Consider the following 16,434-nt stretch of genomic DNA (forward strand, 5'->3'; position numbering starts at 1 on the left):
GGAACATTCGCACACCATCTACTAAGTGATTGGAATTTGTCTGAAATGTTACAGCCGGTTCAAAAGTCCATGTTGAATTCGTGGCTGTTTTAATTTCCCTTCTGCCTTATGGTACACTTTGTTTATTGATAAGTATGCTAATAGAGGTGTGGAAATATGAAAACAGTTGTAGTCATTGGCGGAGGAATTACAGGGTTGTCGACCATGTATCATTTACAGAAGGTCGTGAAAGCGGATAACCTTCCCGCAAGATTAATCCTGATAGAAGGAAATGATACATTAGGCGGTAAAATCAATACGATTCATGACGGTGCTTTTAAGATGGAGGCGGGTGCGGATTCGATTGTTGCCAGAAAACAACATGTAAAACCATTTATCAAAGAATTGGGTCTTGAAGATGATGTGGTCTACAATGCCACAGGAACATCATTCATCCATACGGACGGGAAACTGAAGAAAATACCTGAAGACGCTCTATTCGGTATTCCGATGAGCCTGGAGTCCTTGGCAAAAACCGAACTCATTTCTCCACAGGGTAAGGTGGACGCATTAAGAGATTTTTACACAAAAAACGAGACGTTTACGAAGAATGATTCAATCGGTTTATTTCTGGAAAGCTTTCTGGGTAAGGAACTCGTTCAGAAGCAGATTTCTCCAGTTTTGTCTGGCGTTTATTCAGGTAAGTTAAATGACCTGACCATTGCCAAGACATTACCGGAGATGCTGAATTATAAAAATGAATATGGAAGCATCATCCGCGGCTTATCGGAGAATAAGGATAAATACAGGAGCAAGGGGAACAAAAAGTTCCTTTCGTTTAAGAATGGTTTATCGATGTTGGTTGAACGGTTGGAAGAACTTCTCGATTGTGTGGACATTTTGAAAGGGAATCCGGTTGATAGAATAAGGAAAAATGAAGAGCGCTATTCGGTTACCTTAGTAAATGGAGAAACCATCGAGACGGATTTCATTGTCTTAAGTACGCCGCATACGACTACGCAAAAACTATTGGGTGACACTGAACTGGACCAGGACTTTGCAGGATTGCTTAATAGTTCGATGATCAGTATATACCTCGGATTCGATATCCCCGACAGTACACTGCCTGATGGAACAGGATTCATTGTCGGAGAAAATAGTGATTTGATATGCAATGCCTGTACCTGGACAAGTAGAAAATGGGAGCATACTTCAGAAAATAGCCAGTTGCTAGTCCGGCTCTTTTATAAAAGCTCCAACCCTGATTATGATCGGTTACAGTCATTATCGAAGCAAGAATTAATACAAGTGGCATTAGGGGATATTAAAAAAAGCTTGGATATTTCTGAGTGTCCTGTATCAAGCGAAGTTACGAAGTGGCAGGACAACATGCCGAATTACCACATTCAACACCCTTACATTGTTCAATCCCTAGAGCAGAAAATGAAAGCGAACTATCCGAATGTACTTCTTGCAGGTTGCTCATATTATGGGGTAGGGATCCCTGATTGTATTACGGATGGAGAGAAAAGGGCCCAGGAGATTGCGGCCAGATTATGATGAAAAAGGACTGCCGAAAATGGCGGTCCTTTTATTATGCACATCTTTCGGCAGAATGGATTGGGCATCTAAACGGGTAAACTTTCATTAAACGATTGATTAAATACTGGTAAGGATACAAGAGTCAGCCTTCCTTTTTCCCAGTTGTTGGCGGACTATCTAGCCATCTCATCGTAACGGGATTTTTTCCTTGCATTACCGTTGAACTTTTACTTAATTCCTGTATAATAAAGACCGTTAAATTAAAATTGAATTAAACTTAAAGTTTACTAATACAAAACTTTATTGACTGTAAGTTTACTATTCCTAAACGGATTGAGGTAATACTATGCATATTGGCAAAAAGATTAAAAATCTCCGTTTAAAAAAAGGATTGACTCAGGAAGAGCTGGGAGAGAGAACGGATTTAAGTAAAGGGTATATCTCGCAGTTGGAAAGAGATTTAAGTTCACCTTCAATAGAGACTTTTTTTAATATCCTTGAAGTACTTGGCTGCACTCCAAAAGACTTCTTTGATGAAGAGGAGCAAGTTCAAAAGGTAGTGTATGAGGAAGAAACGCAAACCTTTTTCATTGATGAAGAGCGCGGTTATCAGATTCAGTGGCTTGTACCAGAATCCAATGAAAAAGAAATGGAACCGATTCGGCTGACACTTCAGGAAAAAGGGGAGTTCAAGCAGTTTGAACCCTCGTTGTCAGAAACCTTTGGATATGTATTGAGTGGCAGGGTGATTGTGAAGCTTGGTACACATACCTATTTTGTAAAAGCTGGGGAATCCATTTACTTTCATGCATCCGATGAACATCAAATCATCAATGATTTTGATGGAGCATCCGAATTACTGCTGGTGGTGACGGAATCATATTTATAGAATTTAGTGATTGCAAACGCTTGTCTATTTGAAAAGTAGAACATGCGGTTCAATGGAAAGAGGGAAGTCTCTATGGCAAATGAAAAGATTATACGGTTTGAAAATGTTACGAAGCAATTCGATGACGATACAGTTGTTCTGGAAAATGTCAGTTTTGAAATTGAAAGAGGGAAGTTTTATACACTACTGGGTCCATCGGGTTGTGGTAAGACGACCATCCTACGATTGATAGCAGGGTTCACGGAAGCTTCAAAAGGTGATATTTATTTTGAAGGTGAAAAAATCAACAATGTTCCGGCTAATAAACGTCAGGTCAACACGGTTTTTCAAGATTATGCCCTATTTCCACATTTGAATGTGTTTGAGAATGTGGCATTTGGACTTCGGATAAAAAAAATGAAGAACGCCGACGTCGAGGTTAAGGTGAAAGAAGCCCTAAGTTTCGTGAATTTGGATGGCTATGAAAAACGCGAAATCAGGGAGATGTCAGGCGGTCAGCGTCAGAGGGTAGCGATTGCACGGGCGATTGTGAATGAACCGGAAGTCATTCTTCTAGATGAACCATTATCAGCCCTGGATTTAAAACTGCGTACCGAAATGCAGTATGAATTGCGGGAATTGCAACAAAGACTTGGCATTACTTTTATCTTCGTCACTCATGACCAAGAAGAAGCGCTAGCGATGTCAGACGAAATTTTCGTCCTTAATAAAGGGAAAATCCAACAAAGCGGAACGCCTATTGATATTTATGATGAACCTCTGAATCGCTTTGTTGCCGACTTTATTGGCGAATCCAATATCGTAAAAGGAAAAATGATTGAAGATTACCTTGTCGAGTTTGTAGGGAGACAATTCGAATGTGTGGACCAAGGATTGAATCGTAATGAAGCCGTGGAAATTGTCATCCGACCTGAAGACTTAGAGATTACTTCAGTCGATCGAGGGAAACTGCAAGTTCGGGTGGACTCTCAGTTATTTCGTGGAGTGCACTATGAAATCAGCTGTTATGACCATGATGGAAATGAATGGCTAGTCCAGTCGACGAAAAAGGTGACCGTCGGGGATGAAATCGGTCTATATTTTGACCCAGAGGCCATACACGTCATGCGTTTGGGAGAAACAGAGGAAGAGTTCGATAAGCGTTTAGAAGCGTACCATGGTGGAGAAAGCCATGAAAAATAAGTTTTCTAGAAATATTTACTTTATCCCTTATATCTTATGGATTGCATTTTTCGTCATTGCGCCGATACTACTGGTTCTGTATTATTCCTTTTTCGATATCGAAGGCAATCTGTCGTTAATTAACTATCAAAAGTTCTTCACTCCCGTTTATTTGAAGATGACACTCAGTTCGTTTTGGTATGCCTTTTTAATTACAGCGATCTCGCTATTAGTAGCGTATCCAACAGCGTATCTTCTGACCAAGACCAAACACAAGCAACTTTGGCTGCTGCTGGTCATTGTGCCATCATGGATCAATCTGTTATTAAAAGCCTATGCGTTCCTTGGCATATTCGGCACATATGGCATGACGAATGCCTTTTTGGAAGCGATAGGAATCGGAAAACAACAGATACTCTTTACTGATTTCAGTTTCATATTCGTTTCCGTTTATATTTTTATTCCATTCATGATTTTACCAATATTCAATGCGTTGGACGAAATGAATCCGACTCTTGTAGATGCGGCTAATGATTTAGGCGCATCACGTTGGATGACTTTCCGACGCGTGATATTCCCGTTAACGATCGATGGCGTTAAAACCGGCTGCCAGGTTGTTTTCATCCCAGCCCTTTCACTGTTCATGCTGACAAGGCTAATTGCTGGAAATCGGGTCACTACGCTCGGAACTGCAATTGAACAGCATTTCTTGGTGACCCAGGATTGGGGAATGGGTTCTACCATTGCCGTCTTTTTAATCATTATTATGTTCCTGATTATGTTCGTAACGGGTAACCGAAAGCAGGGTGTGTAAATTGAGAAAAAAACTATCGCCGTTATCGAGGGTCTTCCTTGTCCTGATTTTTCTGGTACTCTATGCGCCGATTTTCTTTTTAGTCTTTTATTCGTTTAACAGCGGTGGAACGATGTATGACTTCGAGAGTTTCACGCTGGATTGGTATAAGGAGCTTTTCCAGGATACAAGGCTGTTGATCATTGTTTTAAATACGCTTGTGATTGCCTTATTGTCGGCGCTAATCGCCACGATTATCGGCGTCATCGGTGCCATTGGGATCCGTTCTTTTACAAACAGCCAAATGAGGAATTCATTCTTATCCCTGAATAACGTCCTGATTGTAAGTCCAGATGTCATTATTGGTGCTTCCTTTTTGATTCTTTTCACAATGGCTGGCATCAAGCTTGGGTTCTACTCGGTACTGCTATCACATATCGCTTTTAGCATTCCAATTGTTGTGTTACTGGTGCTTCCAAAGCTTCAAGAAATGAGCCCTACCTTGATTGATGCAGCCCGAGACTTAGGGGCGAGCCGATGGAATGTAATGTCGAAAGTCATTCTGCCTTATATTTCACCGGGTATTTTTGCCGGTTTCTTTATGGCATTGACTTATTCACTGGATGATTTTGCGGTTACGTTCTTTGTAACGGGTAATGGATTCTCTACTTTATCAGTGGAAATTTATTCATTGGCCCGCCGTGGGATTTCCTTGAATATTAATGCGTTATCGACCTTGCTATTCTTTGTCACACTAATATTGGTCGTTGTCTATTACTTTGTTACGCAGCGAGTCAAGCATACAGGAATGGGGGGGAAAAGATGAAGAAGATTGTCCAAATGTTCCTAGTCATTTCAATCACCTCTGCCTTGCTGTTGTATGTGACATCGAAGTTGAACTCATCGCAGGGATTTACAAGTAGCGATACACTGACCATTTATAATTGGGGAGACTATATCGATACGGATTTGATTGACCGATTCGAGGAAGAAACCGGGATCAAGGTCATTTACGAGACATTCGATTCGAATGAAGCAATGATGACAAAGATTGAACAGGGCGGTACCACCTATGACGTGGCTATTCCGTCCGAATATATGATTGATAAAATGCGTAAAGAAAATCTGTTGATTCCACTGGATCATTCCAAACTTCCAAATTTGAAAAACATCGATGAGCGATTTATCGATTTACCTTTCGACCCGGAAAACAAGTTTTCGGTCCCTTACTTCTGGGGTACCGTTGGGGTTGTTTATAATTCCAAGATGCTTGGGGGAAAAGAAATAACAAGCTGGGAAGACTTATGGGATAAAGATTTGAAAAATCAAATCCTTTTGACGGATGGTGCTCGTGAAATAATCGGCATGGGTCTAAACTCGTTGAATTATTCCCTAAATGATACGAATGAAAAACACCTTCAAGAAGCGAAAACGAAGCTTGATAGCCTTACTCCAAATGTAAAAGCGATTGTTGGAGATGAGAGCCGCATGCTCCTGGAAACGCAGGAAGCAGCTATTGGAATCGTCTGGTCAGGAGTGGCCTCCGAAATCATGGCGGAAAACGAAGCCCTTGAATATGTGGTGCCCAAAGAGGGATCGAACTTATGGTTCGATAATATGGTCATCCCAAAAACAACGAAAAACGTGAATGCGGCCCATCAGTTTATTAATTTCATGTTAGATCCCGAAGTGGCTGCACAGAATGCGGAATATGTAAGCTATTCCACTCCGAATAAAGCAGCCTTGAAGTATTTACCGGAAGAAGTAGTGAAGGATGAGAGGTTCTATCCATCTCCTGAACTGACTGATAAACTAGAAGTGTACGAAAACATCGGAAAGAAAAATCTGGCCCGTTATAACGACCTTTTTCTAGAATTTAAAATGCATCGCAAATAAATGGAAGCCTGGTTTGAGAAGGTGTTGTCCTCCTTCTCGGACCAGGCTTTTTTTTGCATAGTAGATAAGTCGCCCACTGGATAAGCCGGTTTCCTTTGATACTCTAAAATGTCGGTGGAGAAAAAATTATGTTAGTATAATCATTAAGAGCAGAGTGAAGAGGAATCTTAAGATATTCTTAATAATTTCCTGCTATTATAAAATGAAAAATCAAGGGAGAGAGAATATGAATTTATTGAAAAGCACGAAGACATATGTATGGGCAGGCGCCATATTAATTATCGCCGCCATCCTAATATATGCAATGGTAGTCTCTACTGATAAGACAGTCGCGAGCGTAGGCGGAGAGAAAATTAAAGAGGCAGAGCTACAAGATACACTTGTCAAAAATTATGGAGCAGAAACGGTCGATCAATTAATCACTGATAAAATCGTTGAATTAGAAGCAGATAAGGAAGGCATTAAAATTACAGAGAAAGAAATCCAAAAAGAAATCGATACCTTAGCTGAATCATACGGTGGAGAAGATGCTTTAAAAGAGCAATTGGAAGCGAGCGGTTCTTCCCTAGCGGCATTGAAACAAGACATCGTGGTTTATCTTCATACGAAAAAATTAGTTGAACCTAGGATTACTGTTACTGATGATGAAATCAGCGCGTATTTTGAAGAAAATAAAGATACGTTTGCCCAAGAAGAACAAGTGGAAGCTAGTCATATTTTAGTGGAAGACAAAAAGACAGCGGAAAAAGTAGAAAAAGAACTTGCTGCTGGCGGAGACTTTGCTGAGCTGGCAACCAAGTATTCCACTGATGCTGGAACGAAGGAAAAAGGCGGAAGCTTAGGATACTTCGGAAAAGGTAATATGGTTAAAGAATTTGAAGACGTTGCCTTCAACATGGACGTTAATAAAGTCAGTGACCCGGTCAAAACGGAGTATGGATACCATATCATAAAAGTTACGGGTAAAAAAGAAGCTAAAAAAGCGAATTTAGAAGATAGCAAGCCAGAAATCAAAGAAGCGCTTCTAAATAATAAATTACAAGAAGAATACACGGTTTGGTTAGCAGAAGTGAAGAAAGATTACGATATAACGAATAAATTCGAAGCAACGAAATAAGATACGAGGGAAAATGGTGCAAAATCGGTAACATACGATTTTGCACCATTTTTTGTTTATATACGATTTTGTGAGATGAAATCTGGCGATATTTCAATTGTTTTTAGTGGTTTTAGGGTGTTAAAATTAATCGATATGAAGAAAGGTTTACATAAAATGGACATGTTGACGGGCTATTTTACAAGGTATACGGAATGGGTGATGGAAGAAAGTTTCATGTGAAAATAATGTTAAAGCCTTTAAACCAATAGGAACTGTTTTAGAAAGAAGGGGAAGGCAAGTGAAGTCGTTAAGAAAGTTATTGCCCTATCTGAAGCCATATACGCTGTTTGCGATTTTAGCACCGTTATGTATGTGTATAGAGGTAGCGATGGATTTACTACAACCCACTATGATGCAGCATATCATTGATGAGGGAATAGCCAACCAAGACAATGTGTATGTGACCAAACTAGGCTTTTTGATGCTGGGAGCTGCAGTGATTGGACTGATAGGTGGATTGGGTTGTACTGTTTACAGCACGAAAGCCGCTGTTCATTTTGCTTCAGATGTACGTAGGGATGTTTTTTGGAAAACGGAACTTTTTTCTAGTAAGAATACTGATTCATTCGGGACAGGGAAGCTGATCACGATTGTGACAAATGATATTGCCTCTGTGCAGTCTTCTCTTATGATGACCTTACGGATATTTGTCCGGGGACCGCTCATGTTTATTGGAAGCGTCATTATCGTCTGGGTGACAGCACGTGAATTGTTTCCGATATTAGCGGTCGCTGTACCTGTTTTGATGGTCGCCATTATTTATTTTTCCTCACAGGCAGGTAAGTTATTTAAGCGGGTTCAAGAAGCCATGGATCATGTGAATACAAAACTCCAGGAGACACTGAGTGGCATCCGGGTCATTAAGGCATATGACCGCCAGGAATTTGAAAAGGAGAGTTTCAAGGAGTTTAATGATAAGCTGACGAAACGAAATGTAGCGGCAGAGCAGACCATTATGGCCTTAATGCCCATTTTGTTATTTGTTATCAATTTGGGTGTGGTGGCTGGTATGTGGATGGGTGCAATCAGGGTAGAAAACGGAACGATGCAGGTCGGTGTCATATTAGCTTTCATCAACTACTTGAATATCATCATGAACGGATTGATGTCGAGTAGTCACGTCTTGATGCAAATCACGCGCTCCTTTCCTTCGGCAGACCGGATTCAACAAGTGTTGGATACGGAAATTGATATTAATGAACCTTCCAAACCAGCATCTGTTCAGGCAAGGACGGGGGATGTGAAGTTTGAACGTGTGAATTACAGTTATAGCAAAAATGGTGAATATGTGATTAAAGATATTAGTTTCCATGCCCGAGGAGGACAAAAGATAGGTATTATCGGTTCAACAGGTAGTGGGAAGTCCACCCTCGTTAAGTTGATTCCGCGTTTATATGATCCTGATACCGGTACGATTACTATTGATGGCATCCCTTTACAGGATTATCCTCTAAAAAGCCTAAGGGGTGAGATTGGGTATATTCCTCAAAGGGCCTCGCTGTTTTCCGGAAGCATTGAAGAGAATCTACGGTTCGGAAAAGAGGAGGCGGGGACGGCAGATATGGAAGCAGCGACTCAATCCGCGGCCGCTCTTGATTTTGTTAAGGGCTTTGAGGGGGCATTCTCGTATAGGCTGACTCAGGGTGCCAACAATTTGTCAGGTGGGCAAAAGCAAAGGTTGTCCATTGCAAGGGCCTTTATCCGAAAACCTAGGATCTTGATCTTGGATGACTCGACGTCAGCGATAGATGCTCTATCGGAAGCAAAGGTCCTACAGGCGTTGAAGCGGGAATTTACCGATTCGACGGTGTTCATTGTTTCATCCAAGATATCTTCGATTATGGATGCCGATCAGATTCTTGTGATGGATGACGGAATGATTGAGGCGAAGGGTACTCATGAAGAACTACTCGCCAAAAGTCGTGTTTACCAGGATATTTATCGGACGCAAAGCGGAAGGGAGATAGCTCCCCATGAATAAGCAGATGAATCAACCTCCAGTATCAGATGTGATGGGGAAAGCCCGCGGACCAAGAGGATTTGGTGGTCCGGTCGTTCAAGCAAAGAATAAAAAACAGACAGTTAAAAGGATATGGAAGTATCTAGAGAAGCAGAAAGCGGGTTTGGTCATAGCGATTTTATTTGTGGTGCTCTCCACATTACTTGGTCTATCAGGACCTTATCTGATTGGAAGAATCATAGACCACTATATTATCCCGAAAGATATTACGGGTACGGTAAGAATGCTAGGGGTACTTGCAGCTGTCTATATCGGATCGTCTCTGTTCACCTGGATGCAGACAGCCATCATGATAAATGTATCGTTACGGACCATTCGAACGCTGCGTAAAGACTTATATAATAAATTTCACACGCTTTCCTTACGATTTTTTGATAACCGGGTTCATGGAGATTTGATGAGCCGGGTGACGAACGATATTGATCAATTGAACAATGCATTAAGTCAAAGTGTCATCCAAATTTTTAATTCGTTGCTCATGATTGCCGGTGTGACGATAGCGATGTTCTCCATGAATGCAATTTTAGCGGTGGTAACCCTACTGATTGTCCCGCTGATGATACTGACGACTAAAAAGATCATCAAATACAGCAGCAGTAACTTCATAAAAAGGCAACGTGACTTAGGGGAGTTAAATGGGTTCATCGAGGAATCCATTTCAGGAACGGAAGTCATCACTTTATTTGGAAAAGAAGAAAAGGTCTTCAGCCAGTTTTCCACCGTTAATGAGAGGCTTCGCCGTTCTTCAATGGCCGCTGATACAGTTTCCGGGTTCTTGGGGCCAATTAATAACTTCATTAACAACATCGGCTTAGCTATTGTCATCGGTGTCGGTGCTTTGATGGCCGTAAAGGGAACGGTCACGGTGGGACTCATTGCCGCTTTTGTGACCTACTCCCGGCAATTTTTCCGACCAATCAATCAATTGTCCAGTCTACTAAATACCTTTCAATCAGCCATTGCAGGAGCCGAACGTGTATTTGAAATCTTGGATGAAACGCCTGATATGAAGGATAAAAAGGGTGCAATACCCGTCGATGCCTTTAAGGGGGATGTAGAGTTTACAGATGTCCATTTTGGCTATTCCAAGGATCAACCGATTCTAAAGGGAATTAACTTTACGGCATCAGCCGGGCAGACCATTGCCCTTGTTGGTCCGACCGGATCGGGGAAAACGACGATTATTAATTTGCTATCCCGATTTTATGAAGTGGACCAGGGTCAAATCAACATGGATGGTCGAAACATACAAGACTATAAAATTAGTGATTTACGAAAGAAAATCGGCATTGTTCTCCAGGATACTTTTCTATTTTCGGGGACCATTTTAGAAAACATCCGATATGGCCGGTTAGATGCAACAGATTCTGAAGTGATTGAAGCGGCTAAGGTTGCTTCGGCACATGGCTTCATCAAACACTTGCCAGATCAGTATCAGACCCGGATCACAACAGGCGGTTTGAATTTAAGTCAAGGGCAAAAGCAGCTTTTGGCCATAGCCAGGGCCATCTTGGCGGATTCGGATGTGTTGATTTTAGATGAGGCGACATCGAGTATTGATACAAGGACGGAAATTGAAATCCAAAAAGGAGTGAACCGCTTGACGGAGGGGCGCACGAGCTTCGTCATCGCCCACCGATTGAAAACAATAGAAACCGCCGACAAGATTTTGGTTATAAAAGATGGTGAAATCATCGAAATGGGTACCCATCACGAACTTATGATGAGTCGAGGGTTTTATAAGGATTTGTACGATAGTCAATTCAATATTTAGTACGAAAAAAGAGCAGAGTTTTCTCTGCTCTTTCTTTATGTGTTAGAAGTTGGATGAGATGGATTTTTCATTTGATAGTTGGGATTTGGTGACCATTTCATCGCTATCTTTTTCGCCTTTTTTATTATCTTCCTTTTCCGTTTTCAGGGATTGTGCAGGAGTTTCCTTCAATTGCTTCCCAGCCACTACGACTTTAGAGCTAATGTCCTTCAATTCACTTGTTGCATCTTTCGCTGAACCGAGGGCGTTGGTGGAAATCTCTTTCACTTCCGATACTTTTCCTACGACTTCTTCATTAACGGTTTCATATAGGGTTTCAACGTCACTGATTGCCTCTTTGATCGTTTCGGTTGCACCCTTAACGCCGGATACCATTTGTTCCTTCACTTCACCGGGATTTTGTTTTACCTGTTCAATCATATTCATGGAATTGTCTTTTAAAAGAACTGCAGAACGTTTCATTTTATTTCTTGTGTTCGAGTCCAATAATGTTAAAGCACCGCCGACAATTCCTCCGATGATAATGCCTTTTAGTAGTTTGCTATTCGATTCGTTTTGATTGTTTGATTGAGTCATCTATACTTCCTCCTTTAAGAATGGTTAGTATGTTCTTACTTTCTTGTTTCCCTAATTTTCCATGATTTAAACGGATAACAATAAAACTGTCATCTAATTGACATATTAATCCAATTTATAGTAAGATGGCAAATAGTTAAGTGACTGAACTACTTTTTATGGGGTGAAGGGATGAGTGATAAACAAGTTACCGAATTGATTGATCGATACATGAAGGTTTCCTTTCATGTGAATAAGATGGGGGAGCTTCTCATTAAAGACGAGATTTGTGATGTACTGACAAATGAACAATATTATACTTTGCGTTTCATAAAACAACAGCAATTCTGTACCTCGACCGAGCTTAGTGAGGCTTTCCATGTCAATAAAAGCGCAGTCACATCGAACATTAAACGCCTTGAAGGCAAAGGCTTGATAGAGCGTGCACGTGACCTTGATGACCGAAGGGTGGTCCATTTGAGGCTTTCCGAAAAGGGAGAAACATTATTTCAGGAAATGGAGCAGAAAATTCATATAGTCGTAGAGACAATCATGGGGAATTTTAAATATGAAGAGATTGTTAGTTTCCTGGATACATATGAAAAGCTTTCATGGACTTTTGCCGAGATGAAGATGGGGATAAGGGAGGAAAGGTAAATGAGAGCAATTATAAAAGGAAAATGGGCAATCGTCATTATCTGGATTGCCATTACAGTTGGATTATTGTTCATAGCTCCTAATATGGCGGAACTCGTCAAGGAAAAGGGACAGTTGGATGTTCCGAAAGAGTATTCTTCCGGAATGGCGAATGAACTTTTGAAGCAAGTGCAAAATGAGGATGAATCGCAGTTGGCCCTGGTTTTTCATAGTGAAAAGAAGCTGACTGCAGATGAAAGGCAAGAGATTGAAAAGGGGATACAAAGGTTAGAAGTGAATAAAGGGGAACTGGGCATCAAAGAAATACTGACCCATTTTAAAGAACCATCCCTTAAAGAACAGTTGGTTTCGAAAGATCAATCCACGATACTGACCTCCATCACCATGACCAAGGGAGACCGTGAGGCAAAGGACGTCATTGACGCGCTTTATAAGGAATTGGATCAAATAGATGTTGATCATTATTACACGAGCAGTTGGATAATCGATGAAGATCTTAATACCAATTCCCAGGAAGGATTAAAAAAAACGGAGGGAATCACCGTCATCTTCATATTGGTGGTATTATTGGTGGTCTTCCGTTCGGTAGTGACGCCTCTCATTCCGATGATTACAGTAGGCTTCACCTATTTATGCTCCCAATCCATCGTTTCCTTTTTGGTGGACCGTTGGGATTTTCCCATCTCGTCCTATACCCAGATTTTCTTGGTCGGGATTTTGTTCGGGATCGGAACGGATTATTGCATTCTCTTGTTAAGTCGTTTTAAAGAGGAATTATCAGGACAGGAGTCATTGACGGAAGCCATTGTAGAAACGTATCGTACGGCTGGTAAAACGGTCTTCTTCAGCGGATTGACCGTGATGATCGGATTTGCGGCCATTGGCTTTTCCACGTTTAAGCTATATCAATCAGCGGCTGCCGTGGCCATCGGAGTCTTTATCCTGATGGTTGCCCTGTATACAATCGTTCCATTTTTCATGGCAGTGCTTGGCAAGAAGCTATTCTGGCCTTCAAAAGGCAAGCTTGAACATAGCGATAGTAAGTTGTGGGGCAGATTAGGAAACTTCTCCTTAAATCGTCCTTTGCTGGCCTTGCTTATCGTGGCGATTGTCTGTGTTCCCTTTTTATTGATGTATGAAGGGAAGATTTCTTATAACTCTCTTGAAGAGGCTGGGAATGATGTTCCCTCAATCATGGCCTTTAATATCATTGCCGACGAATTTGGTCCGGGACAATCCATGCCAACCCAGATCGTCATCCAGAATGATGAGCGGATGGATTCAGAGGATTATGTCGGGCTTGCGGAGAAGATCAGTGTGGAAATCACGAAGGTGGATGACGTCGATGTCGTCCGTTCTGTAACCCGTCCGACCGGTGAGCCTATAGAGGATTTGTTTGTCTCCAATCAGGCCAAAACGTTGGAAAAAGGAATCGGAGAAGGGAATCAAGGGATTGAACAGATTAGTGACGGATTAAAGACGGCAGGAAGTGAACTTTCAGAATCTGGTCCGCGTTTAAAGAAGGCGACAGACGGAATCGGAGGCCTGATCTCTGGAACCAATGAATTGAAAAACGGGGTAGGCCAGGTAGAGACCGCTTTAACGAGTATTGAAGCAGGTATCCGTGATGGCTCCTTAGGTACAGGGGACGTGAAAAAAGGACTGGAAGAGGTCAAGTCTAACCTTGAAAAGCTGGCTACAGGCAGTGGAAAGCTTTTGGAAGGCTACCAGCAGTCCACATCTGGATTGAATGAACTTAAAGGCGGGTACAAAGATATTCAGACAAATCTTAATGAGGTGTCGAAAAGTCTTACGGGGCTGAACGCATCCTTTGAAAAAATGGAAGCTAGTAATCCGGAGCTTCAGCAAGATGTGAACTACCAAACAATCAAACAAACGGTCCAGGGCGCACAGAGTGGGGTAGGGACGATGGCAGCTGGACTAGCGGAACTCAATAAGAATCTCGGCCTTGTATCTGGTGGCTTGAATACCGCGAATAAAAGCATGGCGGAAATCGTGAACGGACAAAAAGCCCTGGGGAAAGGTCTAACCCAGTTGATCACAGGCGTGGATACCTTGCAAAAAGGATTAACGACCATGGCCAATGGACAAAGCGAAGTCATTAAAAATCTATCCCAGTTTGAAGGGGGCCTAACAAGCTTAAGCAGTGGTCAGCAAGAGCTATTGAATGGCTTTTCCAGCATGGGTGGTCAGCTAAACCAATTGGAAGATGGTTTAAATAAAAGTGCCGATGGCCTGAATGAAGTCCATGATGGATTATCATCTGCACAGGGCTATTTATCCGGTCTTGCGAAGACGGATAAAACGGTCACAGGCATGTACATTCCAAAAGAGGTGTTGGAAAGCAAGGAATTTGGAGAATCACTGAATACCTATCTATCTGACGACGGCAAAGTGATGACACTTGATGTAATCTTCAAGACGAATCCATATTCCAACGAATCCATTGAACAAATTGATAGGATTGAGGATGCGGTCAAAAATGTAACGAAAGGAACAAAACTAGAAAATGCCAACATTGCTATCGGCGGAATTACAAGCACCCATCATGATTTGAGCATGATGTCAGAGGCTGATTTCTCTAAGACAGTGGTGTTGATGCTTTCAGGTATTGCAATCGTTCTATTCTTTATGTTTAGATCGTTGGTTATGCCAATCTATTTAATCGTGTCTCTTGTTTTGACATACTTCACGGCAGCGGCGATTACAGAATTGATATTCGTTAACATTCTGGGGTATGCGGGCATAGGCTGGGCCGTTCCATTCTTCGCTTTCGTTATCTTAATAGCACTCGGAATCGATTATAGTATTTTCTTGATGGATCGCTTTAATGAGTGGAAAGGTAAACCGGTAAAAGAAGCGATGTATTTATCGATGCGGAAAATGGGGACGGTCATTATCTCCGCGGCCGTGATCCTTGGTGGGACTTTCGCGGCCATGATGCCTGCAGGCGTTCTGTCACTCCTAGAGATTGCGACTTTAATATTGGTAGGCCTTGCTCTATACGCGTTCATCATATTGCCACTGTTTATCCCAGTGATGGTTGCAACGTTCGGAAAAGCTAACTGGTGGCCGTTTATGAATCAACAGCAATCTGAGAAATGATACAAAACGAAAGGCACCCCACCTGGGTGCCTTTCGTTTGTTTTCTTAGCATTAACTCGTTACATAAACATCTTTTGCTGCTTCTTCTTGTTGGCCGATATTATCATATCCATAACATACGGGAGCCCCATTGGAGGGGTCTATCATGATCCGTGCATCGATTTGAAAGACCTCTTTCAAGACTTCCGGTGTAATCGTCTCGGAAGGGGTTCCAACCTTCATGATTTTTCCATTCTTCATGGTGATGATTTCATCAGAAAAGCGGGCCGCATGATTGATGTCATGTAAAACCATGACGATGGTTCTATTTTGTTCTATGTTTAACCTTTCAACGATCCGTAGAACTTCCAATTGATGAGCCATATCAAGGTATGTCGTAGGTTCATCCAATAATAATATGCCCGTTTCCTGTGCTAATGCCATGGCAAGCCAAACCTTTTGACGCTGCCCACCGGATAGGTTGGCTATTTCCCTATCACGAAAAGGGAGGGTCTTGGTAATGTCCATGGCCCATTCAATCTTTTCTTTATCGTCTCTGGTTAATTTATTGACATTATTGCGGTGTGGATATCTACCATATGAAATAAGTTCCTCCACTTTCAATTGAGAAGGTGCGACAGGGTTTTGGGGAAGCAAGGCCATTAACTGGGCAATCCGCTTTGTATGAATGGACTGTAAATCCTGCCCCTGCAGATAAATGGTCCCGTTTTTTTGCTTAAGGATGCGCCCTATTGTTTTTAGTAAAGTGGATTTACCGCATCCATTCGGTCCAATGATGGTTGTGATCAGTCCTTCTTTTATTTCCAAATTTAAATCTTTGAACACTGTGAATTTTTCATAATTGGTTTCCAGATTTTCCATCTGCAGAATGCTCACGGGCCAT

At 41.7% G+C, this 16,434-nt stretch carries 13 protein-coding genes; 11 read left to right on the forward strand and 2 right to left on the reverse strand.

The genetic code is table 11. The features are described 5' to 3' along the window. Positions 1-156 precede the first annotated feature (156 nt). From AC503W_RS01095 to AC503W_RS01135, 9 genes are all read left to right on the forward strand, one after another. Positions 157-1,539, forward strand: a complete 1,383-nt coding sequence (locus AC503W_RS01095) for a protoporphyrinogen oxidase (RefSeq protein ID WP_402991377.1) — start codon at positions 157-159, stop codon at positions 1,537-1,539. 328 nt (positions 1,540-1,867) lie between these two features. Next, positions 1,868-2,410, forward strand: a complete 543-nt coding sequence (locus AC503W_RS01100; protein ID WP_402875580.1) for a helix-turn-helix domain-containing protein — start codon at positions 1,868-1,870, stop codon at positions 2,408-2,410. 72 nt (positions 2,411-2,482) lie between these two features. After that, on the forward strand, positions 2,483-3,592 hold the full coding sequence (locus AC503W_RS01105) for an ABC transporter ATP-binding protein (protein WP_427688891.1): 1,110 nt from the start codon (positions 2,483-2,485) through the stop codon (positions 3,590-3,592). Next, positions 3,582-4,385, forward strand: coding sequence for an ABC transporter permease (locus tag AC503W_RS01110; RefSeq protein ID WP_402875586.1), 804 nt, complete (start codon positions 3,582-3,584; stop codon positions 4,383-4,385). The genes AC503W_RS01105 and AC503W_RS01110 overlap by 11 nt, the downstream gene beginning before the upstream one ends. Before the next feature lies 1 nt (position 4,386). Further along, entirely contained in the window at positions 4,387-5,190 is an 804-nt protein-coding gene (locus AC503W_RS01115) for an ABC transporter permease (protein WP_402875588.1), read from the forward strand. Continuing rightward, positions 5,187-6,260 (forward strand): ABC transporter substrate-binding protein, encoded by a 1,074-nt coding sequence (locus tag AC503W_RS01120; RefSeq protein ID WP_402875589.1) that lies wholly within the window; start codon positions 5,187-5,189, stop codon positions 6,258-6,260. Before AC503W_RS01115 ends, AC503W_RS01120 begins: the two co-directional genes overlap by 4 nt. Positions 6,261-6,486: 226 nt before the next feature. Continuing rightward, positions 6,487-7,377, forward strand: a complete 891-nt coding sequence (locus AC503W_RS01125; RefSeq protein WP_402875590.1) for a peptidylprolyl isomerase — start codon at positions 6,487-6,489, stop codon at positions 7,375-7,377. A gap of 280 nt (positions 7,378-7,657) precedes the next feature. Continuing rightward, positions 7,658-9,400 (forward strand): ABC transporter ATP-binding protein, encoded by a 1,743-nt coding sequence (locus AC503W_RS01130; protein WP_427688889.1) that lies wholly within the window; start codon positions 7,658-7,660, stop codon positions 9,398-9,400. Between the two features lie 31 nt (positions 9,401-9,431). Next, positions 9,432-11,213 (forward strand): ABC transporter ATP-binding protein, encoded by a 1,782-nt coding sequence (locus AC503W_RS01135; protein WP_402991442.1) that lies wholly within the window; start codon positions 9,432-9,434, stop codon positions 11,211-11,213. A gap of 42 nt (positions 11,214-11,255) precedes the next feature. Here the strand turns inward: AC503W_RS01135 and AC503W_RS01140 are convergent, their stop codons facing one another. Further along, complete coding sequence (locus AC503W_RS01140) at positions 11,256-11,789, reverse strand: YtxH domain-containing protein (protein ID WP_402875593.1); 534 nt, start codon at positions 11,787-11,789, stop codon at positions 11,256-11,258. A gap of 171 nt (positions 11,790-11,960) precedes the next feature. Here AC503W_RS01140 and AC503W_RS01145 point away from each other — a divergent pair, with 171 nt between their 5' ends. Together AC503W_RS01145 and AC503W_RS01150 are read left to right on the forward strand one after the other, a co-directional pair. After that, on the forward strand, positions 11,961-12,425 hold the full coding sequence (locus AC503W_RS01145; RefSeq protein ID WP_402875595.1) for a MarR family winged helix-turn-helix transcriptional regulator: 465 nt from the start codon (positions 11,961-11,963) through the stop codon (positions 12,423-12,425). Then, a complete protein-coding gene (locus AC503W_RS01150) occupies positions 12,426-15,551 on the forward strand; it encodes an MMPL family transporter (RefSeq protein ID WP_402991387.1) in 3,126 nt (1,041 codons plus the stop codon). It begins immediately after the preceding gene. 51 nt (positions 15,552-15,602) lie between these two features. On the opposite strand, the gene AC503W_RS01155 is transcribed toward AC503W_RS01150, so the two are convergent. Beyond that, on the reverse strand, positions 15,603-16,427 hold the full coding sequence (locus AC503W_RS01155) for an ABC transporter ATP-binding protein (protein WP_402991390.1): 825 nt from the start codon (positions 16,425-16,427) through the stop codon (positions 15,603-15,605). Between the last annotated feature and the right edge of the window lie 7 nt (positions 16,428-16,434).

The organism is Peribacillus suis (assembly GCF_059384845.1).